Source organism: Cupriavidus phytohabitans, assembly GCF_017815025.1.
Taxonomy (GTDB): domain Bacteria; phylum Pseudomonadota; class Gammaproteobacteria; order Burkholderiales; family Burkholderiaceae; genus Cupriavidus.
The window spans coordinates 34,768-56,640 of the sequence record NZ_JAGIQB010000030.1 but is presented as its reverse complement, the minus strand read 5'-3'; the positions used below and the strand labels follow the sequence as shown (position 1 = coordinate 56,640).

22 protein-coding genes are annotated in these 21,873 nt (G+C 67.3%); 8 read left to right on the top strand and 14 right to left on the bottom strand.

Annotation, left to right across the window (positions count from 1 at the left end; translation table 11 throughout):
* Positions 1 to 30: 30 nt before the first annotated feature.
* The 3 genes from J8I34_RS20625 to J8I34_RS20615 all read left to right on the top strand — a co-directional run bounded on the left by J8I34_RS20625 (position 31) and on the right by J8I34_RS20615 (position 3,161).
* Positions 31 to 1,032, top strand: a complete 1,002-nt coding sequence (locus tag J8I34_RS20625; RefSeq protein ID WP_209806852.1) for a Bug family tripartite tricarboxylate transporter substrate binding protein — start codon at positions 31 to 33, stop codon at positions 1,030 to 1,032.
* 110 nt (positions 1,033 to 1,142) lie between these two features.
* Positions 1,143 to 1,649, top strand: coding sequence for a tripartite tricarboxylate transporter TctB family protein (locus J8I34_RS20620; protein WP_029048456.1), 507 nt, complete (start codon positions 1,143 to 1,145; stop codon positions 1,647 to 1,649).
* Between the two features lie 9 nt (positions 1,650 to 1,658).
* Positions 1,659 to 3,161, top strand: coding sequence for a tripartite tricarboxylate transporter permease (locus tag J8I34_RS20615; protein WP_209806851.1), 1,503 nt, complete (start codon positions 1,659 to 1,661; stop codon positions 3,159 to 3,161).
* A gap of 74 nt (positions 3,162 to 3,235) precedes the next feature.
* Here the strand turns inward: J8I34_RS20615 and J8I34_RS20610 are convergent, their stop codons facing one another.
* The 6 genes from J8I34_RS20610 to cyoA are packed head-to-tail and all read right to left on the bottom strand — an operon-like array spanning position 3,236 to position 9,253.
* On the bottom strand, positions 3,236 to 3,481 hold the full coding sequence (locus J8I34_RS20610; RefSeq protein ID WP_029048458.1) for a hypothetical protein: 246 nt from the start codon (positions 3,479 to 3,481) through the stop codon (positions 3,236 to 3,238).
* Between the two features lie 29 nt (positions 3,482 to 3,510).
* On the bottom strand, positions 3,511 to 5,220 hold the full coding sequence (locus tag J8I34_RS20605; protein WP_209806850.1) for a nitrite/sulfite reductase: 1,710 nt from the start codon (positions 5,218 to 5,220) through the stop codon (positions 3,511 to 3,513).
* A gap of 26 nt (positions 5,221 to 5,246) precedes the next feature.
* Positions 5,247 to 5,624: a cytochrome o ubiquinol oxidase subunit IV gene (cyoD, locus tag J8I34_RS20600; RefSeq protein WP_029048460.1), complete on the bottom strand. Its 378-nt coding sequence runs from the start codon at positions 5,622 to 5,624 to the stop codon at positions 5,247 to 5,249.
* Positions 5,621 to 6,265, bottom strand: coding sequence for a cytochrome o ubiquinol oxidase subunit III (cyoC, locus tag J8I34_RS20595; protein WP_029048461.1), 645 nt, complete (start codon positions 6,263 to 6,265; stop codon positions 5,621 to 5,623). The genes cyoD and cyoC overlap by 4 nt, the downstream gene beginning before the upstream one ends.
* 2 nt (positions 6,266 to 6,267) lie before the next feature.
* Positions 6,268 to 8,244, bottom strand: a complete 1,977-nt coding sequence (gene cyoB, locus J8I34_RS20590; RefSeq protein WP_209806849.1) for a cytochrome o ubiquinol oxidase subunit I — start codon at positions 8,242 to 8,244, stop codon at positions 6,268 to 6,270.
* Position 8,245: 1 nt separating this feature from the next.
* Positions 8,246 to 9,253, bottom strand: coding sequence for a ubiquinol oxidase subunit II (gene cyoA / locus J8I34_RS20585; RefSeq protein ID WP_209806848.1), 1,008 nt, complete (start codon positions 9,251 to 9,253; stop codon positions 8,246 to 8,248).
* Positions 9,254 to 9,405: 152 nt separating this feature from the next.
* On the opposite strand from cyoA, the gene J8I34_RS20580 reads away from it, so the two are divergent.
* Positions 9,406 to 10,815 (top strand): aminotransferase-like domain-containing protein, encoded by a 1,410-nt coding sequence (locus J8I34_RS20580; RefSeq protein ID WP_245176034.1) that lies wholly within the window; start codon positions 9,406 to 9,408, stop codon positions 10,813 to 10,815.
* Between the two features lie 31 nt (positions 10,816 to 10,846).
* Here J8I34_RS20580 and pcaD read toward each other — a convergent pair whose 3' ends face one another.
* The 3 genes from pcaD to J8I34_RS20565 are packed head-to-tail and all read right to left on the bottom strand — an operon-like array spanning position 10,847 to position 13,096.
* A complete protein-coding gene (gene pcaD, locus J8I34_RS20575) occupies positions 10,847 to 11,629 on the bottom strand; it encodes a 3-oxoadipate enol-lactonase (protein WP_029048465.1) in 783 nt (260 codons plus the stop codon).
* 14 nt (positions 11,630 to 11,643) lie between these two features.
* Positions 11,644 to 11,922, bottom strand: coding sequence for a muconolactone Delta-isomerase (catC, locus tag J8I34_RS20570; protein WP_029048466.1), 279 nt, complete (start codon positions 11,920 to 11,922; stop codon positions 11,644 to 11,646).
* Between the two features lie 34 nt (positions 11,923 to 11,956).
* Positions 11,957 to 13,096, bottom strand: a complete 1,140-nt coding sequence (locus tag J8I34_RS20565; protein ID WP_209806846.1) for a muconate/chloromuconate family cycloisomerase — start codon at positions 13,094 to 13,096, stop codon at positions 11,957 to 11,959.
* 151 nt (positions 13,097 to 13,247) lie between these two features.
* On the opposite strand from J8I34_RS20565, the gene J8I34_RS35255 reads away from it, so the two are divergent.
* The 4 genes from J8I34_RS35255 to J8I34_RS20550 all read left to right on the top strand — a co-directional run bounded on the left by J8I34_RS35255 (position 13,248) and on the right by J8I34_RS20550 (position 16,265).
* On the top strand, positions 13,248 to 13,376 hold the full coding sequence (locus J8I34_RS35255; RefSeq protein ID WP_256441837.1) for a hypothetical protein: 129 nt from the start codon (positions 13,248 to 13,250) through the stop codon (positions 13,374 to 13,376).
* Between the two features lie 119 nt (positions 13,377 to 13,495).
* Complete coding sequence (locus J8I34_RS20560; RefSeq protein ID WP_209806845.1) at positions 13,496 to 14,599, top strand: mandelate racemase/muconate lactonizing enzyme family protein; 1,104 nt, start codon at positions 13,496 to 13,498, stop codon at positions 14,597 to 14,599.
* 342 nt (positions 14,600 to 14,941) lie between these two features.
* Positions 14,942 to 15,322, top strand: a complete 381-nt coding sequence (locus J8I34_RS20555; protein ID WP_029048469.1) for a hypothetical protein — start codon at positions 14,942 to 14,944, stop codon at positions 15,320 to 15,322.
* Between the two features lie 145 nt (positions 15,323 to 15,467).
* Complete coding sequence (locus J8I34_RS20550) at positions 15,468 to 16,265, top strand: GntR family transcriptional regulator (protein ID WP_084402496.1); 798 nt, start codon at positions 15,468 to 15,470, stop codon at positions 16,263 to 16,265.
* Positions 16,266 to 16,285: 20 nt separating this feature from the next.
* Here the strand turns inward: J8I34_RS20550 and J8I34_RS20545 are convergent, their stop codons facing one another.
* From J8I34_RS20545 to J8I34_RS20525, 5 genes are all read right to left on the bottom strand, one after another.
* Positions 16,286 to 17,365: a porin gene (locus J8I34_RS20545; RefSeq protein ID WP_209772325.1), complete on the bottom strand. Its 1,080-nt coding sequence runs from the start codon at positions 17,363 to 17,365 to the stop codon at positions 16,286 to 16,288.
* 223 nt (positions 17,366 to 17,588) lie between these two features.
* Positions 17,589 to 18,959, bottom strand: a complete 1,371-nt coding sequence (locus J8I34_RS20540) for a 3-hydroxyacyl-CoA dehydrogenase (protein ID WP_209806844.1) — start codon at positions 18,957 to 18,959, stop codon at positions 17,589 to 17,591.
* Positions 18,960 to 18,963: 4 nt separating this feature from the next.
* Complete coding sequence (locus J8I34_RS20535; RefSeq protein WP_209806843.1) at positions 18,964 to 19,761, bottom strand: crotonase/enoyl-CoA hydratase family protein; 798 nt, start codon at positions 19,759 to 19,761, stop codon at positions 18,964 to 18,966.
* 66 nt (positions 19,762 to 19,827) lie between these two features.
* Positions 19,828 to 20,796, bottom strand: a complete 969-nt coding sequence (locus J8I34_RS20530) for a PDR/VanB family oxidoreductase (protein WP_029048473.1) — start codon at positions 20,794 to 20,796, stop codon at positions 19,828 to 19,830.
* A gap of 53 nt (positions 20,797 to 20,849) precedes the next feature.
* Positions 20,850 to 21,845 (bottom strand): tripartite tricarboxylate transporter substrate-binding protein, encoded by a 996-nt coding sequence (locus tag J8I34_RS20525; RefSeq protein ID WP_029048474.1) that lies wholly within the window; start codon positions 21,843 to 21,845, stop codon positions 20,850 to 20,852.
* Positions 21,846 to 21,873 lie beyond the last annotated feature (28 nt).

The window sequence follows — 21,873 nt, the reverse complement described above, 5'->3', positions numbered from 1 at the left end:
CCAGAGTACCTAAGCCAAAGGAGACAAAGGATGCAACGCAAGATCGTCAGGAGCACTCTCACGGCCGTGGCCTGTGCCACCGCCTGCCTCGGCGCCAATGCATGGGCGTGGGAGCCGGCAAAGCCGGTCGAGATCGTCGTGCCATTCAGCGCCGGTGGCGCGTCGGACCAGATGGCGCGCGCCATCCAGGGCATCATCGCCAAACACAAGCTGATGAGCCAGCCGGTCATCGTGCTGAACAAGGCCGGCGCCAGCGGAGCCGAGGGCCTGATGGACACCAAGGCGTCGCAAGGGAATCCCCACAAGCTGCTGGTCGCCTCCTCGGCGCTCTACACCGTGCCGATGGTCAGCCACCTGCCGTTCAGCTGGCGCGACCTGACTCCGGTGGCCATGGTTGCCCAGGACGAGTTCGTGCTGTGGACCAATGCCGCCGGACCATACAAGTCGGTGCCGGAGTTTGTCGACGGCTCCAAGGCGAACGCGGGCAAGGTCAAGGTAGGCGGCACCAGCTCCAAGCGGGAAGACCAGATCATTACCTCGCTGGTCCAGAAGAAGACCGGCGCGAAGTTCATCTACGTGCCGTACAAGGGAGGCGGCGAAGCGGCGACGCAGTTGTCGGGCCAGCATATCGACGCCAACGTCAACAATCCGTCGGAATCGGTCGGGCAATGGCGCGCCGGCGAACACAAGGCGCTGTGCGTGTTCGCGCCGGAGCGGATGGCCTACAAGGCCAAGGTCACGCAGGCCCAGGGCTGGAACGATGTGCCGACCTGCAAGGAGCTGGGGCTCGACGTGCAATACCAGATGCTGCGTGTCTTCATGATGCCCGGCGGCGTCACACCCGAGCAGCAGAAGTACTACGTCGACCTGATGCAGAAGATCGTGGCCACGCAGGAGTGGAAGGAATACCTGGAAAAGAACGCGCTCAAGAACGAGTTTCTGACGGCGAAGGCGCTGACCGACTTCCTGGCGAAGGACGAGGCCGCGCACCGCGACATCATCAAGGAAGCGGGCTTCGTCGCCGCGCGCTGACGAATGCGCTGACGAATGCGCTGAGGAGTGCGCTGAAGAAGCGCGCCGCATTCGCAAGGCTCCGGCGCCGGCGCCGGAGCCGATGGCTGATGGGATATCAAGGGGCAGAGATGGATTCACAGCATCAAGGAGAGCCGGCTGGCGCCGGGCTCTCGGTCAAGGCCGTGGAGCTTGTGGTCGCGCTATGCCTGCTGGCAGGCGCGATCGTGGTGATCTGGAGCAACTACAGCATTGGCGCGGGCTGGGCGCCGGACGGGCCTGAAGCCGGCTACTTCCCGATGCGCGTCGGCATCATCGTGCTGGCCTGCAGCGTGCTGGTGGCGATGCAGGCGCTGCGCGGCGACGGCAAGGCGGTCTTCGCGACCTGGCAGCAACTGCGGCAGGTCAGCGTGATCGTGCTGCCGCTGACGGGGTATGTCGGCCTGATCGGCGTGCTCGGCATCTACGTGGCGTCGGCGATCTTCATCGTCGGCTTCATGGTGTGGGTGGGCAAGTCGGGCTGGCCCAGGGCCTTGCTGATTGGCGCCGGCATCAACCTGTTGCTGTTCTGGATCTTCGAGATCCAGTTCCGCGTGCCGCTGCCCAAGGGGCCGCTGGAAGCTGCGCTGGGCTACTGAGGAGGCGCGATGGAAGAAATGAACGCATTGATGGGCGGCTTCGCGGTCGCCCTGTCGTGGCAGAACGTCGGCCTGATGTTCGCCGGCATCCTGCTCGGGATCGTGGTCGGCGTGCTGCCCGGACTGGGCGGCCCGAACGGCGTGGCGATCCTGCTGCCGCTGACGTTTTCGATGGACCCGGTCTCCGCCATCATCATGCTGTCCTGCATCTACTGGGGAGCCTTGTTCGGCGGCGCGATCACCTCGATCCTTTTCAATATCCCCGGCGAGGCGTGGTCGGTGGCCACGACCTTCGACGGCTATCCGATGGCCCAGCGGGGCGAGGCCGGCAAGGCCCTGACCTCCGCCTTCACCGGCTCCTGCCTGGGCGCGATGGCGGGGGTGCTGCTGATCACCTTCCTGGCGCCGATGGTGGCGAAGTTCGCGCTGCGCTTCGGGCCGCCGGAGTTCTTCGCGGTGTACCTGCTGACGTTCTGCAGTTTCGTCGGCATGGGCAAGGAGTCCAAGCCGAAGATCCTGATCGCAATGTGCCTGGGCTTTATCCTGGCGGCGGTCGGCATGGACACGGTATCGGGCACGCTGCGCATGAACTTCGGCTCGCACGAGCTGCTGCGCGGCTTTGACTTCCTGGTCGCCGTGATCGGGCTGTTCGGCATCAGCGAGATCCTGATGACGATGGAAGAAGGCGTGGCGTTCCGCGGCAAGCAGGCGCGCATCGACCTGAAGGTGGTCCTGAAGACCTGGGCCGAGCTGCCGCGCTACTGGATGACCGTGATCCGTTCCTCCGTGATCGGCTGCTGGCTCGGCATTACCCCGGGCGGCGCCACCGCGGCATCGTTCATGGGCTACGGTGTCGCCAAGCGCATGGCCAGGAACCCGGACTCGTTCGGCAAGGGCAACGTTGAAGGCGTGGTGGCACCTGAAACCGCGGCGCACGCAGCCGGCACCAGCGCGCTGCTGCCGATGCTGGCGCTCGGCATCCCGGGCTCCGCCACGGCAGCGGTGCTGCTGGGCGGCCTGATGATCTGGGGCCTGCAGCCGGGGCCGCTGCTGTTCGCCGAGCAGGGGCCGTTCGTCTGGGGGCTGATCGCCAGCATGTACCTGGGCAATATCGTCGGCCTGATCGTGGTGCTGTCGACCGTACCGCTCTTTGCCGCGATCCTGCGCATTCCCTTCTCGATCATCGCACCGCTGATCCTGGTGATCTGCGCGATCGGCGCCTACACGGTGAACGGCGCGCTGTTCGACGTCTGGCTGATGCTGGTCTTCGGCGTGATCGGCTATGTGCTGAAGAAGCTCGACTATCCGCTGGCGCCGATGGTGCTGGCGCTGGTGCTGGGCGACCGCGCGGAAGACGCTTTCCGGCAGACCATGCTGGTGTCATCCGGCGAACTGGATGTGTTCTGGTCGAACGGGCTGGTCGGCACGATCATGGGCCTGGCGATCTTCGTGCTGGTGTGGCCGCTGGTGAGCGACCTGCGTTCCAGGGCACGGGCAAAGGGGATCGCCTGAGTTCGGGGAGTCCGCGCATCGCCGTGACGCGCGGTTTTCCCGTGGTTTTCCCGCGGTTTTCCCGCGGTTTTCCTTCAGGCCCGGTATTTTTCCCACATTTCCCGGAGAACCGATTCCGGCGGCGGCGCCGATGCGAAGCCTGCGACATTGCCGAAAACGCCGAGGATGCGCCGCCTGAAGGCATCGAGGTCGGCTGTCGGCTCAGGCGAGGCACTTGCGCAATCGATGATCGTATGCAGTTGCCCGGCGGAGAGGCCGGCGATGGCAGACCACAGGTCGTCGGGGCTGGCGCAGGTACATGGCATGAATGGGGCAAACATCGGTCATCCTCAACGTGGACCCATGATGGCTAGCGAGCCGCGCTGCGCTTGTTTCCGTCAGGGTACACGGCCGCCTGGAACGGTTCGAGCCCGATCCGCGCGACCACGTCGACGAAGCGCTCGGCATCGCTGTCGCGGTGCGCGAGATAGGTGCCGATCAGCCGCTCGACCACGTCCGGCACCTGTTCCTGCGCGAACGACGGGCCGATGATGCGGCCGATCGCCGCGCCGCCGCCCGCGTGGCCGTCCCGGCTGTCGGCGCCGTTCTGCCGCCCGCCGATGGTGACCTGGTACCAGGCCTCGCCGGCCTTGTCGACGCCAAGGATGCCGATATGGCCGACATGGTGGTGCCCGCACGAATTGATGCAGCCCGAGATGTTCAGGTCGAGCTCGCCGATGTCGTGCACATGGTCGAGATCCTCGAAACGTTCCTGGATCGCCCGCGCCAGCGGAATCGACACCGCATTGGCGAGCGAGCAGAAGTCGCCGCCCGGGCAGGCGATGATATTGGTGATCCTGCCGACATTGGGCGTGGCGAGGCCGGCGGTATCCAGCGCGCGCCAGAGCGCGGGCAGGCCGCTGCGCCGCACGTCGGCCAGGATCAGGTTCTGCTCGTGCGAGACACGCAGCTCGCCAAAGCCGTGCCGCTCGGCGAGCTCGGCCATCAGGTCCATCTGCCCGGCAGTGATATCGCCGGGTGCGGGGCCGGTTGCCTTGAGCGACGCGGTCACTGCCGCATAGCCGGGAACGCGGTGCGGATGGACGTTGCTGCGCAGCCAGAGCCGGAATGCGCGGTCGGTCCGGGCGAGTTCCGCGCTCTCATCGGCATCGTGCGCCGCGGCCGGATCATAAGGCGGCACCGTGAAGCGCGCCGACACCGACGCGACAAAGTCTTCGGTGACGGTATCCGGGCCTCCCCGGATGCGCTGCCACTGCTCCGCAACCTGTTCGCGGAAAACCTCGGGCGTGAGGTCTTTCACCAGGATCTTGATGCGCGCCTTGTACTTGTTGTCGCGCCTGCCATGCAGGTTGTAGACGCGCAGCGTGGCCTGCAGGTAGGTCAGCAGGTCCTGCCACGCCACGAAGGGATGGATCAGCTTGCCGACCATGGGCGTGCGTCCCATGCCGCCGCCGACCCACACGCGGAAGCCGACCTGCCCGTCCTGCTCCACCGCCTGCAGTCCGATGTCGTGCACGCCGACCGCGGCGCGGTCGGTGGTGGCGCCGCTGATCGCGATCTTGAACTTGCGCGGCAGGTAGGCGAACTCGGGGTGCAGCATCGACCATTGCCGCACGATCTCGCACCACACCAGCGGGTTTACCAGCGCGTCGGGCGCGATGCCGGCGAAGTGGTCGGTGGTGGTGTTGCGGATGCAGTTGCCGCTGGTCTGGATGGCGTGCATCTGCACGGTGGCGAGTTCCGCGAGGATGGCAGGCGCGTCTTCCAGGCGCGGCCAGTTGAACTGCAGGTTCTGCCGCGTGCTGAAATGGCCGTAGCCGCGGTCCCAGCGGCGCGCGATCTCCGCCAGCTTGCGCAGCTGCCTTGACGCCAGCATGCCGTAGGGAATGGCCACGCGCAGCATGGGGGCATGGCGCTGGATATACAGGCCATTCTGCAGCCGCAGCACGCGGAATTCTTCCTCGTCGAGCTCGCCGTCCAGGAAGCGGCGGGTCTGGTCGGTGAACTGCACGACCCGTTCGTCGACCAGCCTCTGGTCGATCTCGTCATAGACATACATGGTGAAGGTCTCCTTGCGCCGGGGCGCTAGTCTTTTGCGCGTGCCCGTTCGATGGACATGTCGGTCGGCATCATGTTGATGTCGGCGTTGTGCATCACCCACAACGAGCCGGCGACGACGATGACGATCAGGAAGCCGGTGCAGGCGAAGATGGCGGTGTTGCCGCGCTGGCCGGGGCCGGTGCCCAGGTGCAGGAAGTACACCAGCTGCACCAGCAGCTGCGCGACGCACAGGCCCACGACCAGCGCGATCGCGGCGTGGCTCTGCAGCGCGCCCGTCATGACCGTGGCAAACGACGCCACGGTGAGCGCGACCGACAGCAGCAGGCCGATGGTGTAGCTGCGCACGCTGCCATGGCTGGGGTGCTCGCCCGGATGGACTGAGTGAAGATGGGACGGCTTCATGCGAACTCCCGCAGGTAGACGAAGGTGAAGACGCAGATCCAGACCAGGTCCAGGAAGTGCCAGAACAGGCTCAGGCACGCCAGCCGGCGGCGCACGATGTCGTCGAGGCCGAAGCGGCGGACCTGGTGGATCATCACCGCCAGCCAGCACAGGCCCGCGGTGACGTGCAGGCCGTGGGTGCCAACCAGCGTGAAGAAGGCCGACAGGTAGGCGCTCACGCCAGGGCCGGCGCCCTGGTGCAGCAGATGGGCGAACTCGTAGACCTCCATGGCGACAAAGAGCGCGCCCAGCACGAAGGTGGCCGCCAGCCAGCGGATCATGCGCGGCGCGGCATTCGCGTCCTGCCGCAGCATCGCCAGGCCGAAGGTGTAGCTGCTGAGCAGCAGCACCATGGTTTCGGCGAACACGAACGGCAGCTCGAACAGTTGCTGGCCGCCGGGCCCGCCAGCGGTGTTGCCGGACAGCACGCCAAAGGTGGCGAACAGCACCGCGAAGATCAGGCAGTCGCTCATCAGGTAGAGCCAGAAGCCCAGCGTGGTATGGGCGGCGGCATCGTGATGGCCGTGGTCGGCGGCGTGGGTGGTCGCGTGTGTGGCGTCCGGGCCCGGGTGGTGCAGGGTAGGGGATAGCGTCGGGATCATGGTCAGGCAGCTTGCTGCAGTTGGGCGTAGCGGGCGCGCTCGATGCGCTCGACTTCGGCGGCGGGGACGTAGTAGTCCACGTTGCGGTCGTAGCTGCGCAGCACGAAGGTTGCGATCGCGCCAACCAGCCCGGCAACGGCGACGAGCCACATGTGCCAGACCAGCGCGAAGCAGAACACCAGCCCGAACACCGACACGAGGAAGCCGGCCGCGGTGGGGCGTGGCATGTGGATGTCCTCGTAGTGGGCCGGCTGGCGCCATGCGCGTCCGGCTTCCTTGTCGTCCCAGTGCTGTTCCAGCGAAGTGATGTGCGGCACCTTCGCGAAGTTATAGAACGGCGCCGGCGATGCGGTCGACCATTCCAGGCTGCGGCCGTCCCACGGGTCGCCGGTCAGGTCCTGGTTCTGCTTGCGGTCGCGGATGCTGACGGCCAGTTGCACGATCATGGCCAGGATGCCGGCGCCGATGACGAAGGCGCCGATCATCGCCACCACCAGGTAGGGATGCCAGTCCACATTGGCGTAGTGGTTCATCCGGCGCGTCATGCCCTTGAAGCCCAGCACGTAGAGGGGCATGAAGGCGAGGAAGAAGCCGGCCAGCCAGCACCAGAACGAGACCTTGCCCCAGAACTCGTTCAGCTTGAAGCCGAACACCTTGGGGAACCAGAAACTGATCGCCGCCAGGCAGCCGAACAGCACGCCGCCGATGATCACGTTATGGAAGTGGGCCACCAGGAACAGGCTGTTGTGCAGCACGAAGTCCGCGCCCGGCACCGCCAGCAGCACGCCGGTCATGCCGCCGACCGCGAACGTCACCATGAAGCCGATGGTCCACATGGTCGAGGTATGGAAGCGGATCCTGCCCCGGTACATGGTGAACAGCCAGTTGAACAGCTTCACGCCGGTGGGGATCGAGATGATCGACGTCATGATGCCGAAGAAGGCGTTCACGTTGGCGCCCGAGCCCATGGTGAAGAAGTGATGCAGCCAGACGAAGAAGGACAGCACGCCGATCGACGAGGTGGCATACACCATCGACTTGTAGCCGAACAGCGGCTTGCGCGAGAACGTGGCGATGATTTCCGAGAACGCGCCGAACGCGGGCAGGATCAGCACATAGACCTCGGGGTGCCCCCAGATCCAGATCAGGTTCACGTACATCATGGCGTTGCCACCCAGCTCGTTGGTGAAGAAGTGCATGCCGAGGTAGCGGTCGGCGGTGAGCAGGGCCAGCGTGGCGGTCAGCACCGGGAAGATGGCGACGATCAGGATGTTGGTGATCAGCGCGGTCCAGGTGAAGACCGGCATCTTCATCAGGGTCAGGCCCGGTGCGCGCATGCGCAGGATCGTGACGATGAAGTTGATGCCGGTCAGCGTGGTGCCCAGCCCCGATATCTGCAATGACCAGATGTAGTAGTCGACGCCGACGGTGGGGCTGTAGCCGAGTTCGGACAACGGCGGGTAGGCCACCCAGCCGGTCGCGGCGAAGTCGCCCACGAACATCGACAGCATCACCAGCACCGCCCCCATGGCCGACAGCCAGAAGCTCAGCGAATTGACGAACGGGAAGGCCACGTCGCGCGCGCCGATCTGCAGCGGCACGATCACGTTCATCAGGCCCACCACCAGCGGCGTGGCCACGTAGAAGATCATGATCACGCCATGGGCGGTGAAGATCTGGTCATAGTGGTGCGGCGGCAGGTAGCCGGCGGCATCGCCGTAGGCGACGGCCTGCTGCGTGCGCATCAGGATCGCGTCGGCGAAGCCGCGCAGCAGCATGACCAGCGCCAGGATGATGTACATCACGCCGACCTTCTTGTGGTCGACCGAGCAGATCCATTCGGTCCACAGGTATTTCCACTTGCCGAATTTCGTGATCGCGCCGAGCAGCGCCGCGCCCAGCACCAGCACCACGGCCAGCGTCCCCATGATGATCGGCTCGTGGTAGGGGATCGCCTCGAGGTTGAGTTTTCCTAGCATGTCATTGCTCCATGCGGCCGGGGAGCGCCGACGGGACGCGTTGGAAGGCCTGCAGTGATTCGGGGGTGTTGGCGCGGCAGATCGCGCCGTTGGCCTGCATGGTCTTGTCGACGACCTGGTCGAACAGCTTCGGCGTCACCGATGCGTACAGCGCGACGGGGTCCTTGGTGCTGGGCTGCTCCAGCGCGCGGTAGGTGTCGGCGTCAAGCGCCTGCGCCGAGGCCCGCGCCTTGTCGATCCACGCGTCGAAGTCCTCGCGCGAGGTCGCCAGCGTCTTGAAATGCATGTCCGAGAAGCCCGCGCCGCTGTAGGCCGCAGACTGGCCGAGATAGACGCCCGGCGTGTCCGCGATCAGGTGCAGGCGGGTCTGCATGCCCGCCATGGTGTAGACCATGCTGCCAAGCTGCGGAATGAAGAAGGCATTCATCATCGATTCCGCGGTCAGCCGAAAATTGACCGGCGTGCCGACCGGGATGGCGAGCTGGTTCACCGAGGCGACGCCGTACTCGGGATAGATGAACAGCCATTTCCAGTTCAGCGCGATGACATCGACCTGCAGCGGCTTGACCTCGGACTCGAGCGGCCGATAGGGGTCGAGCTTGTGCGTCGAGTCCCAGATCAGCACGGCCAGGCAAGCCACGATCACGCACGGAATACCCCACACCACGATCTCGATTTTGGTCGAGTGCGACCACTTGGGCGCGTAGGTCGCGCTGGTGTTGGTTTCACGGTAGCGCCAGGCAAACCACAGCGTCAGGAAGATCACCGGGATGACAACCATCAGCATGACGAACAGCGCGATCAGGATCAGCGATTTCTCCTGCTCGCCGATGCTGCCCCTGGGATCGAGCAGTTCGAGGTTGCAGCCGCTGAGCAGGGCGCTCAGGCCGGCGGCCAGCAGCAGGGCGCCGATGCGCAGCGGCACGGCGCGCGATGCGCTACGGATAGGGGACGGGGAGGGCGGGCCTTGTCGATCTTGGTTTGCCGGCCCGGCGTTAGGTTTGAGCATGTCGGACACCTTGGTTACGGATTACCGAAGGCATCCGGCCACGCGCGCCGATTCAAGTGCTGCGTCAGCCCCGTGCGAGACGGGTTTGTATGGATTCCCTCGACAATGTCTGGCATGCTAGTCGAAGACAAAGGCCATACATCGAGGAAACTTTGGCGACAGAATCCATACAAGATGGCGAAAACGCTGCCCGAATCGCTACCCAATGGGATCTGCGGATCACTGCATCCGGCGGGGCCCGGTACCTGCAGATCGTCGATTTCATCGAGCAGGCGATCGGCGAAGGCCGGCTGATGGCGGGTGACCGCGTGCCGCCGCAGCGCAGCCTGGCGAAAGTCCTCGGCGTCGACCTGACCACGGTGACGCGCGCCTATAACGAGGCCCGGCGGCGACAACTGATCGAAGCCAGGGGCGCGCTCGGCACCTTCATCGCCGCGCCGCGCGCGGAACTGGCGCGGGTGGTCGACATGAGCATGAACGTGCCGCCGCCGCCGGCGGGCGTGGACTTCCAGGACCTGTTGCGGCGTGGCCTGAACCAGGTCCTGCTGCGCAGCGACCCGCACCTGCTGATGACCTACCAGCTTGGCGGCGGCAGTGCTTCGGACCGGTCGGCCGGCGCGCTCTGGCTGGCGCCGATGTTCGGGCAGGTCGATACCGCGCGGCTGGTGGTGTGCCCCGGCGCGCAGGCCGCGCTGGCCGCGGTGATCCTGAGCCGCACGCGGCCCGGCGAGGCGATCGTGACCGAGCCGCTGGCCTACCCGGGCATCCGCGCTGCGGCGGCGCAGCTGGGCCGGCGCGTGCTGATCGCGCCGTGCGACGCGGACGGGATGCTGCCCGACGCGCTCGCGGCGGCCCGCGCCGAAGGCGCCACGCTGGCCTACCTCAATCCCACGGCCCAGAATCCGACCACGCACACCATGCCGGCCGCGCGCCGGGCAGAGATCGCCAGGGCCGCGCGCCAATGCGATATCGCCTTGCTGGAGGACGACCCGTACTGGCTGCTGACGCCGTCAGCGCCGCCGCCGCTCGCCACCTTTGCGCCCGAGCGCACCTGCTACGTCGCGACGCTGTCCAAGGCGCTCACGCCGGGCCTGCGCACGGCGTATGTGCTGTTGCCGGAGGGGAGTGGTGGCGAGGACCTGCTGGCAGCGCTGCGCGCCTTCGCGCTGATGGCCGCGCCGATGACCGCGGCACTTGCCACGCAATGGATCCATGACGGCTCGGCCATGCAGCTGCTCGACGGCATCCGCACCGAAGCGCTGGCGCGGTGCGCGCTGGCAAGCCGGTGGCTGAGCGGGATCGGCCAGCTGCCGCCCAGCGCCATCCACGTATGGCACCGCTTGCCCGCCCAGTGGTCGGCGCAGCAGCTCACCCGGGCCGCGCTGGCGGAAGACCTGCGGGTCACGCCTTCCGACGCGTTCTGGGACGGGCCCGACGCGCCCAATGCCATCCGCATTTCGCTCGGCGGTGTCGACAATCACGCGCAGCTGTCGCTGGCGCTGAGGAAGCTGGCGGCATTGCTGGAGCGCCGGCCGGCGCCGGGCGTGGAGATGGTGGTGTGAACCGCCTGGCGTCGCGCAGGCGGCGCCGACATCAGGCGTGTAAAACGAAGTTGATCACCGCGTCAGAAAACTCCGCCGGCAGTTCCCAGTTCGACAGATGCGCCGCATTGAGCGCGAGATACTCGGCGTTGGCAATCCCATTAGCCAGCTCGCGCCCCTGTTCGGGCGTGGTGGCGGCATCCTGGACACCAGCAATCACCAGCACGCGCGCCTCAATGCCGGCCAGCAGGCCGCGCAGGTCGGCATCGCGCACCGCGGCGCAGTTGGCGATATAGCCGTCGGCATCGGTCGAGGCGAGCATCGACAACACCGGCGCCAGGCGCGCCGGATCGCCGGCGAGCGCGGCGGGAGTGAACCAGCGGGCCAGCACGCTCTCGGCGATGGCCGCCATGCCTTCGGCCTGCACGCGCTCGATGCGGGTATTCCAGCCGGAAGGCGGGCCGATCAGCGCTGCGGTATTGGCCAGCACGAAGCGGCCGAAGCGTTCGGGGTGATGACGTGCCAGCCAGATGCCGGTCATGCCGCCCATCGACAGGCCGCAGAAGTGCGCGCGCCCGATGCCGGCGTGGTCCATCACCGCCAGCACGTCGGCGCCCAGCTCGGCCATGCCGAATGGCGCGGCCGGCACGGCGGAGGCGCCATGGCCGCGCGTGTCGTAGCGCAGCACGCGGAAGCGCTCGAGCAGCGCCGGCATCTGCGGATCCCACATCGACAGGTTGGTGCCGAGCGAATTGGACATGACCAGCACCGGCGCGCCGGCCGGGCCCTGGAGTTCGTAGTGCAGGCGGAGCCCGTCACGGGAGGCAATGCTCATGACGCGGGCCTCGCTCAGCGGATCGAAGAGGGATGCGGCGCCAGCGGCGTGACGGCGATCTTCATGTACGGGAACAGCGGCAGCGCCGACAGCAGGTTGTGCAGCGCCTCGTTCGACTCGACGTCGAACACGCTGTAGTTGGCATACTCGCCGACCACGCGGTACAGGTGCAGCCACTTGCCCTGGCGCTGCAGGTCCTGCGCGTAGGCCTTCTCGCGCGCCTTGATCTCGTCGGCCTGCGCGGCGGGCATGTCGTGCGGCAGGTTCACGTCCATTCTTACCAGATACAGCATCGGGTTCTCCTCGTTTTAGTCCGGTGGTGAAAAATCAGTCGCGTCGATAGTGCGCCAGCTTGTCTTCGTCGAGCGCGATCCCCAGCCCCGGCCCTTGCGGCAGGTGCAGCGCAAAGTCACGGTACACCGGCCGCTCCACCACGATATCGTCCTTCAGCAGCAGCGGCCCGAACAGTTCGGTGCCCCAGGCCAGCTGCGGCAGCGTGGCGAAGCCGTGGGCGGCGGCGATGGTGCCGACGCTGCCTTCCAGCATGGTGCCGCCATACAGCGCGATGCCGGCCGCGTCGCCGACCGCGGCGGTGCGCAGCATGCCGAAGATGCCGCCGGACTTGGCGATCTTCAGCGCGAACACGTCGGCGGCGCCGAGGCGGGCCACTTCCATCGCGTCCTCGGGGCCGCACACGGCTTCGTCGGCCATGATGGGCACGACAAAGCGCGCCGCCAGCCGCGCCAGCGCGGTGCGCTGCTCGCGCGGCGTGGGCTGCTCGATCAGGTCGATGCCGGCGGCTTCGAGCATGGCAATGCCGGTGGCGGCTTCCGCTTCGTTCCAGGCCTGGTTGACGTCGACGGTGACGCGGGCACGGTCGCCCAGCGCGCGCTTGATCGCGGACACGTGGGCCACGTCCTCGCGCACGCCGCGGCGGCCAATCTTGAGCTTGAAGGTGTCGTGGCGGCGCTCGGCCAGCAGGCGCTCGGCCTCGTCGATGTCGCGCGCGGTATCGCCGCTGGCCAGCGTCCACAGCACCGGCAGCGTGTCGCGCACGGCGCCGCCCAGCAGCGTCGACAGCGGCACGCCCAGGCGCTTGCCCTGCGCGTCGAGCAGCGCCGTTTCCAGCGCCGACTTGGCGAAGCGGTTGCCGCGCGCGACCTTGTTCAGCCGTGCCATGGCCGCGTGCACGTTGGTGGCATCCTGCCCGAGCAACGCCGGCGCCAGGTAGGTGTCGATGGTCAGCTTGATGCCCTCGGGGCTTTCATCGCCATAGGACAGGCCACCGATGGTGGTGGCCTCGCCGATGCCTTCCACGCCGTCGCCGCAGCGCAGGCGGACGATCACCAGGGTCTGCCGCTGCATGGTCGCCATGGCGAGCTGGTGCGGGCGGATGGTCGGCAGGTCGACCAGGATGGCCTCGATCGACTCGATGGCCGTGGGGCTGGATTGTGTTGCCACTTTCATACCTTCCTGATGCAGTTGAATGTTGCATCGGAGTATGGATGGCTATTTTTCAGCTGTCCAAGACCGTTGTCGTCTGATTTGATACTTCAAGAGTATGAATTGCCGCCGGCGCCTTGCGCGCATCCGGTGCGCATGGTCTACGGCGTCACGAATGATATCGACCTTGTGGGCCTGCCTCGCATTGGACATCCTCGTCAACAATGTCGGCGGCACCATCCGATACGAAGCCTCATACATCACCGGTACGGTCTTGCCGGTCGGCGGCGGGGACCAGGGCTGACTGCACGCGCTGGTGTCCTCCGTTGCGGTGCGGGCGGGATAACGCGCGCTTCCCTATAGTGAACCCAGCCATGCAGCCAGCCGGCCCTCGGAGACTGCAGCGGCCGCGGGAGGCGAGCCATGCAGATTGCGTCGATCGACACCATCGTGCTGCGCGTGCCATTCACGGTCGGCGGGGTTTCCGCCGCCGGTGTGTGGGGCGGGGCGGGCTTGCAGGCCGCGGATTCGCTGCTGGTCCGGGTGACCACCGACGACGGCATCGTGGGCTGGGGCGAAACCTTCGGCTTTATCGGCATCCCGATGGTCAAGGCGGCGCTCGACCAACTGCTGGCGCCCGCGTGCATCGGCATGGATGCCACGCAGCCCGAGGCGCTCAGCCTGGACCTGCAGCGCCGCTTCCACGTCTTCGGGCGCAGCGGCGCCGTGCTGTATGGGCTGTCGGCGCTTGATATCGCGCTGTGGGATATCTGCGGCAAGGCCGCCGGCCTGCCGCTGTACCGGCTGCTGGGCGGAACGCGGCGAGAGCAGCTGCCGGCGTATGCCAGCCTGATCCGCTACGCCGACCGGGCGGCCATCGCGGCCAACATGCGGCGGGCGATCGCCGACGGCTACCGCAGCGTCAAGCTGCACGAAGTCGACCTCGGCGTCATACGGGCCGCGCGAGACGCAGCCGGGCCGGATATCGAAATCACGCTGGATGTGAACTGTCCCTGGTCGCTGGCCGAGGCCATCGACATGGCGCGCGCACTGGCGCCGCTGTCGCTGCGCTGGCTCGAGGAGCCGCTGTGGCCGCCGGAGAACTACGCCGGCCTGGCCGCGTTGCGCCGGCTATGCAGCATTCCCATTGCGGCAGGTGAGAACGCCTCGACGCTGATGGACTTCCACCAGATGCTCGGCGCCGGCGCGGTCGACGTGATTCAGCCCAGCCCGGCCAAGATGGGCGGCATCAGCCCGCTGCGCAAGGTGTTCGCGCTGGCCGAGGCACACAACACGCAGGTGATGGTCCACACCTTCTACGACGGCCCCGGGCTGCTGGCCAGCATCCATGCCACGGCGGCGCTGGGCGATGCGCGTGCCATGATCGAATGGCGCTACTTTGACATGGAGGCCACGGTGCTCGGCGAGGCGGTGCTGCCGCGCGACGGGATGATCCGGGTGCCGGACGGGCCGGGGCTGGGCATCGATCCCGATCTGGAGGTGATCCGGCGCTACCAGGTCGGCTGAAAGGCTTCGCCGGGAACGCGGCCCCGCACACCGCGGTATCCAATGCGTGCACCAGTTCCGTGCCTGTCTTGTGCCGGCGACGGCGGCGAGTCAATGCAGGCAAAGTTGCCCGCGGCCCAACGATTTGGGGGAAGTGCACGGCCGGTACCAACACCGCGCCTGTTCCGCCACACGCGCGCCAGCGAGGGGGGCCGGGCGAGCCCGCCGGCTGTCGATTCCCGCGCCGCACGCCCGAAACTGTCATGCGAGGCGGGTACGCTGCACATCCCGCGAGGCCTGGCAGCAAACTTGCTTGTTGATTGCATCTGGCCGACAGGGGACATTCATCCGTTGGGAGAAGCCATGCATCAAGCACGCATCACCGCGCACAAGGGAATTCTGGTTGTCGAACTGGTGCCTGACCAGGAGAACGGGGAAGGGACCCCGACCAACAAGCTTCGCAACCTGGCCACGGTCATCCATGACACCGGACGGCACCTGGGTGTTTCCGAAGAAGCCCTGGCGCTGCTGAAGATGGTGAAACGCGGCCTGGACCGCATCGGCGACTTTGCCTGGTTCAGCAGCGACGACGGTACGGACCATTTCGCCTGGCTGGGCGGCCCGAAGCGGCTGGTAAATCCCGCGTCGGTGGCGGCTGCCCGGGACTATGCGATCCTTGCCCACCGGGTTATTCCGAACCAGGTGCCGGACGGCGCCAGGATGGCGATCGAGACGAACTTCTGAGTCCCGCCGCCGCGCGCACGGCGTGGGAATGGGAAGCCGGCACGGCCCCTGGCGCCGTGGCGCGGCTGGAATGCCAGCGGGTCCATTTGGTATACTTCAAGGCAATTTCCGGCCCTTGCCGGGCCACCCATACCAAAGATCCGCCATGACCCAACCGCAGAAGCAGAGCATGGCCGCCGAGATCCGCGCGGCCATCGAGGCCGAGATCGAAAGCGGCGCATTGCCTCCCGGCACGCCGCTGGACGAGCGCAGCCTGGCAGAGCGCTTCGGCGTATCGCGCACGCCGGTGCGGGAGGCGCTGCAGCAACTCGCCGTGCAGAATCTCGTGCGCATCGCCCCGCGCGTAGGGGTCTTTGTCTCGCGCATGTCGATCACTCAGTTGCGGGAGACGCTGGAACTGCTTGGTGAACTGGAAGCGGTTGCCGCCAAGCTCGCCGCGCGGCGCATGGACGACGAGCAGCGCCTCCGGCTCAAGGCCAGCATGCAGCAGTGCGCCGAAGCGTTCGTCCAGGAGGATGGCAAGAAGTTCGCCGAGGCCAATGCCGGCTTTCACGACCTGGTCTATGCCGGCAGCCACAACGAATACCTGGTCGAGCAGATCCAGGGCATCCGCCGGCTGATGCAGCGCTACCGGCCCAAGATCTTCCTGACCCAGGGCCAGCGCCAGCGCGCGCTGGCGGACCACCAGCGCCTGGCCGATGCGATCCTGAGTGGCGACGAGGCCGCGGCGCATGCGGCGATGCTGGAGCATGCGCCGGTGGGAACCACCGGGTTCTCGGAGTTCCTGTCGACGCTGCCGATGAGCTACCTCGAAACCGACAGCGGACCGGCCGCCGGCCTTGCGCCCGCCACCGGCAAGCGGGCCCGGCGGACCGGGACGGAAGAAGAGGGCGAAGCCAGGCCGCGGGCCCGGCGCACGCCAGGCCGCGTCAGCACGGCCTGAATGACGCGTCCCGCCGGCGCTCAGAAGCGGTGCCGCATGCCGACCGCGACGCCAAACTGGCTGTCCTCGTTGGGCGCGATCCGGTAGGCCGCCGTGGCCCCGTTGAAGTTCTCGAAGTTGAGCGCCGCGTTCCTGGTGAAGGCTGCACTGAGATAGACATCGGTGCGCTTGGACAAGCTGTAGTCGGCGATCATCGTGACCTGCCACGGGTTGGCCGGATCGGTCGGGGCGCTACCCGCGGCGCCATAGACCGACCTGAGCTTGTCGTAGTAGACCGCGCCGGTCAGCTGCAGCGCCGGGGTGGCCTGGTAGTTGAGGGCGAACCACCAGAGGTCGTCGCGCCCGATGGCGCCTGGCGTCGCGACATCGTTCTTGCCGTAGCGGTATGCGGCCTGGGCCAGCAACTGCGGCGTGATCTTGTAGCGCAGGCCCAGCGCGGCCTTCTGGTTCCGCTGGTAGTCGCCCGCCACCTTCGGGCTGTTCACATTGTCATAGGCCGCCGCGATGCCGAACGCTCCGATGCGGTAGTCCACCCCGGCACCGTAGCCGGCGGAACCCGTCATCGAGCCTGGCTGCTCGCCGAAGCTCCAGTGCAGTTGGGTGGACAGCGGGCCGAAGTCGCCCTGGTACTTCACCATGTTGTCCTGGCGCAGCCCCATGCCGGCGATGGTGGTCACCGGTTCGTACAGGGTCGCGTACGCGGTGGGCGAGTAGTTGGCCATGGTCAGGAACAGCGACGAGTATTGCCGGCCGAAGGTCAGCTTGTGCTGGCCCGCCGCCAGACCGACCCAGGCCTGGCGCCCGAACAGCCGGCCGCCCTGCGTGGAAATGCCGGTGTCGACGCTGAAGCCGCTTTCCAGCGCGAAGATCGCCTGCTTGCCGCCGCCCAGGTCTTCCACCCCGCGCAGGCCCCATCGGCTCGGCGACAGGCCGCCTGAACTGAGCGCCACCTTCGACTTGCCGTCCGGCTGCCCCGTCGCCAGGTTGTTGTTGCTGTACTCGATATTGGCATCGACCACGCCGTACAGCGTGACCGAAGCCTGCGCCGTGCCGGCCAGGCCGGCCAGGGCGCACGCGATGCCGATGGTGCGTTTTTTCATTGATTTTCTCCTCCAGGATGAACGGATTGCGCGGCTGATCCCGCCGCTGCATCGGGATGCCATTGCGCGAATGGCGTGAATGGCGTGAATGGCGTGAATGGCGTGAACGAAAGGGCTGGAAACGGAGTGTTCTGGCGGCACGAACCCGCGCCCGAGGCGCAGCCCGGCCGGGCTGCCGATCCTTCGGGCGACTGCTTTTCTTGCGTGGCGAGGGGTGGAAAACTCAGGCAGGCACGATGCCAGGCTCGAGGTCGGCGAAGCGGCGGCCTTCGCGTGCCAAGCGCTGCAGCAGCGCGGACGGGGTCCACCAGTAGCCATGGCGGGCGTGGAAACGCTCGATGTCCGCGCAGACGTTGGCCAGGCCCAGCTGGTCCGCCAGATACATCGGTCCGCCGCGGTGCGCCGGGAAGCCGTAGCCGGTCACGTACACGATGTCGATATCGCTCGCGCGCAGCGCAATGCCCTGTTCGAGCAGCTTCGCGCCTTCGTTGATCATGCCGTACAGGCAGCGCTTGAGGATCTCTTCCTCGTCGACCGGCTGGCGCTCGATGCCCAGCCTGGCGGATTCGTCGACGATGAACTGCTCGACCACCGGATCGCGCTGCGGCGTGCGGCTGCCCGGTTCGTAGCGATACCAGCCAGCACCGGACTTCTGGCCCAGGCGCCCCATCTCGGTCAGCTTCAGGATGAGGTCGTTCCAGCGCCGGTCGGTGGGGCGCGTCGCCACCTGTGCCTTGCGGGTCTGGTAACCCACGTCGTTGCCCGCCATGTCGTGCACGGCGAAGATCCCCATCGCATAGCCGAAGCGTGTCAGTGCCTGGTCGACCTCGTGCGGCAGCGCGCCTTCCTCCAGCAGGAAATGCGCCTCGCGCGTGTAGTTGCGGAACAGCGCGTTGCCGATGAAGCCCGGATAGACGCGCGCGAGCACCGAGACCTTGCCCAGGCGCCGTCCGAGGTCCATCAGCGTCACGATCACGTCCGGCGCGGTCCGCTCCGCGCGCACGACCTCAAGCAGCCGCATGACATGGGCGGGACTGAAGAAATGCGCGCCGACCACATCCTGCGGCCGCTGCGTGACCGCGGCGATGGCGTCCACATCCAGCCCCGAGGTATTGGTGGCCAGGATCGCGCCGGGCCGGGCCAGCGCATCGAGCTTGCGGAAGATCTCCTGCTTGAGCGCCATGTCTTCGAACACGGCTTCCACGATCAGGTCTGCCTGCGCCACGTCGGCGAGATCGACCGAGCCGCGGATCAGCGCCAGGCGCTCGTCCATCTGCGCCTGCTGCAGCCGGCCGCGCGCCACGCTGCCCGCATAGTTGTCGCGCACGCGCTGCAGGCCACGGTCCAGCGCGGCCGCCTCGGCATCGATCACGGTCACCGGGATGCCGGCATTGGCGAGCGCCATGGCGATGCCGCCGCCCATGGTGCCGGCGCCGATCACGGCCACGTGTTCCACCGGGCGCAGCGGCAACTCCGCCGGAATGTCGGGAATCCTGGCCGCTTCGGCCTGCGCCATGCGGATGTGCGCCTGCGCGGCGTCGCGTTCCGGCTGGCTCACGGCGTTGCCGGCAAGGGTAGAAGTGGGGTTGGTCATGGCCTTAGTCCTGTTTGCCTGCCGGGGAGACCAGCGGCTGGGCGCGTCCTTCGACGAATTCGCGCAGCCGCTCGGCGGTTTCGGGGGAACGTTCCCTGTTCGAGTTCAGGTACTCCATGAACAGGCCGTCGTCATGCGACAGGTCGTTGATGCGCGGCAGCACATTGGTGATGCGCCAGTTGGTGTCGGGCGTATTGCGGGCGATCTTCGCGGCCAGCTCGCGGGCCTTGTCCAGCGCCTGCCCGGCCGGCACGACGTAGCGCACGATATGCTCGCGCTCGCCCTCGGCTGCCGACAGCAGGCGGCCGGTCAGCATCATGTCGGCCATCACGGTGTAGCCCACCACGCGCTGCACGCGCACCGTGCCGCCGCCGCCGACAAAGATGCCGCGCTGGCCTTCGGGCAGGCCGAAGAAGGCGGATTCGTCCGCTACGCGCACATGCGCCGCGGTGGCCAGTTCCAGTCCGCCGCCGACCACCGCGCCGTGCAGCGCGGCGACGAAGGGGATGGGACCGCGCGCGATGATGTCGAACACGGTGTGCCAGGAATGCCGCTGGCGCTTGCGTGGCCGCGGCGCGGCGCCTGCAGCGCGCGCCAGCGCTTCCTTCAGGTCCAGGCCCGCGCAGAAGTTGCTGCCATGGCCAAACAGCACGCCGACGCTGGCTTCTTCGCCGGCTCGCACCACGGCGTCGCGCAGCGCCCACACCACGTCTTCGTTGATGGCGTTGCGCTTGTCCGGGCGGTTCAGGCCGATCAGCGCGACCGGTCCGTCGAGTTCATAGGTAACCAGTTCGGTGCTCATGATGGGGTTTCCAGTTGGCAGGAGCGGATATCGCTCGTTCGTTCATTCGATCGGTGGGTGGGGCAGTCACAGGTCCAGCACGAGCTTGCGGCTCCTGGCGCCGGAGCAGCAGATCATCATGCGTTGGTTCGTGGCCTTGTCCGCTTCGCTGAGCACCAGGTCGCGATGGTCCGGCACGCCGTCGAGCACGCGCACCTCGCAGGTGCCGCAGATGCCTTCTTGGCACGAATACGGCGGCTCGATCCCCTGGCCGAGCAGGCAGTCCAGGATGGTCTGCCCCGCCTGCACTTCGACGCTGCGGCCGCTGCGGGCCAGCTCGACGGTGAAGCCGCCCTCGGTGGCGGCGCTCTCGCGTGCCGCGAAATACTCGCGGTGGACCTGCCCGGGGGGCAGGCCGGCAGTGGCCTGCTCGAACGCCTCCAGCATCGGCAGCGGGCCGCAGCAGTAGACGTGGGCGCTGGCCGGCAGCGCGCGGACGATGCCGGCGATGTCCAGCATGCGTCCGCCGGGCTCGCGGTCGAAGCACAGCTGGACTTCGGCGCTGGCTTCATCGCGCAGCGCCTGCACGGCGTCGAGGAAGCCGGCATTGCGGCGCGTGCGTGCCGCGTAGTGCAGCTGCCAGTGCCGGCCGAGCGCCTGCAGGCGGCGGATCATGCCGAGGATCGGCGTAATGCCGATGCCGCCCGCGATAAACACGCTCAGCGCGGCCGACTCATCGAGCGGGAAGTTGTTGCGCGGCGCGCTGATCGCCAGCGTGTCGCCCGGGCGCAGCACCTCGTGCAGGTAGCGCGAGCCGCCGCGGCTGTCCGGATCCTTGTTTACGCCGATCACGTAGCGGTGCCGCTCGTGCGGCGCGTTGAGCAGCGAGTAGTTGCGGATCAGGCCGTTGGGCAGGTGCACGTCGATATGGGAGCCGGCCGAGAACGGCGGCAGCGTCTTGCGCGGCGGCTCGGGCCACAACTCGTAGCTGAGAATGCCGTCGGCCTCCCAGGCCATGGACTTGACCCTGACCTGCAGTGTTTCGGAAATGCTCATGGTGCTTCCTTCGGTTCTTGCTGTCGGGCGGGGTTCTTCCTGCCGGGGCGTTGTCATTCCGGGCGGAAGCCGGACGACCTGATGATGGGTTCCCACGCCGCCAGCTCTGCGCGCTGGCGGCGGGCCATGTCCGCGGCGTCGAGGAAGTCGGGCACGACCGACAGGCGCTGCATCAGGAAGGTCCCGGTCTCGGGTGCGGACAGGATCTTGCGCAGGGCCTGCTGCATGCGCTCGAGTTCGGCCGGCGGCGTGCGGGCGGGTGCCCACATCGCGGTCCAGCCTTCGGCGAACGGCATGTTCACGCCTTGCTCGGCCATGGTCGGGATCTCGGGGGCCAGCGGCGAGCGTTTGGGACTGAAGATGCCGATCACGCGGACCTTGCCGCTGCGGTGGTACTTCATCATGTCGTCCAGCAGCGTGACGGCCGCCGGCACATGGCCGCCCACCAGGTCGGTGATCATCGGCGGGGTGCCCTTGTAGGGCGCCGCGGTCAGCGCGATACCGGCCGCCCGCGCGAACTGCATGCCGAGGAAATGGTTCTGCCCGCCCAGTCCGGGCGTGCCGAAGGTGGCTTCCGCCGGATGGCTTTTGGCCCAGCGGATGAACTCCTGCGCGTTCTTGCCGGTATCCGGGCGCACGGCCATGCCCAGCGGGTACGACACCAGCCCGGCCACCGGCGCGAAGTCGCGCCACAGGTCCCATTTGAGCTGCTTGCCGAACACCAGGGTCTGGAAGGTCGGCGTCGCGTTGGGGGCGATCATATAGGTCAGGCCATCGGGTTTGGCCGCCATCAGCACATCGGCCGCGATGCGGCCGCCCACGCCGACATGGCTTTCGATGATGACCGGCTGGTCCAGCAGTGCGGGCAGCCGGTCGGCGAAGTAGCGGGCGATCGCGTCGGTGCCGCCGCCGGGCGGCAGCCCAAGCAGGATGCGGATCACCGGTTTGCCCTGCATGCCGGCGTACGCCGCGGGGGCGGCCGGGGCGGCCGGGGCGGCGATGGCGGCACAGGCCGCCAGCAACAGCCGGCGTCGGCGCATGCTTGTCATGCTTGTCTCCGTTTCTCTTTGTCGTAGT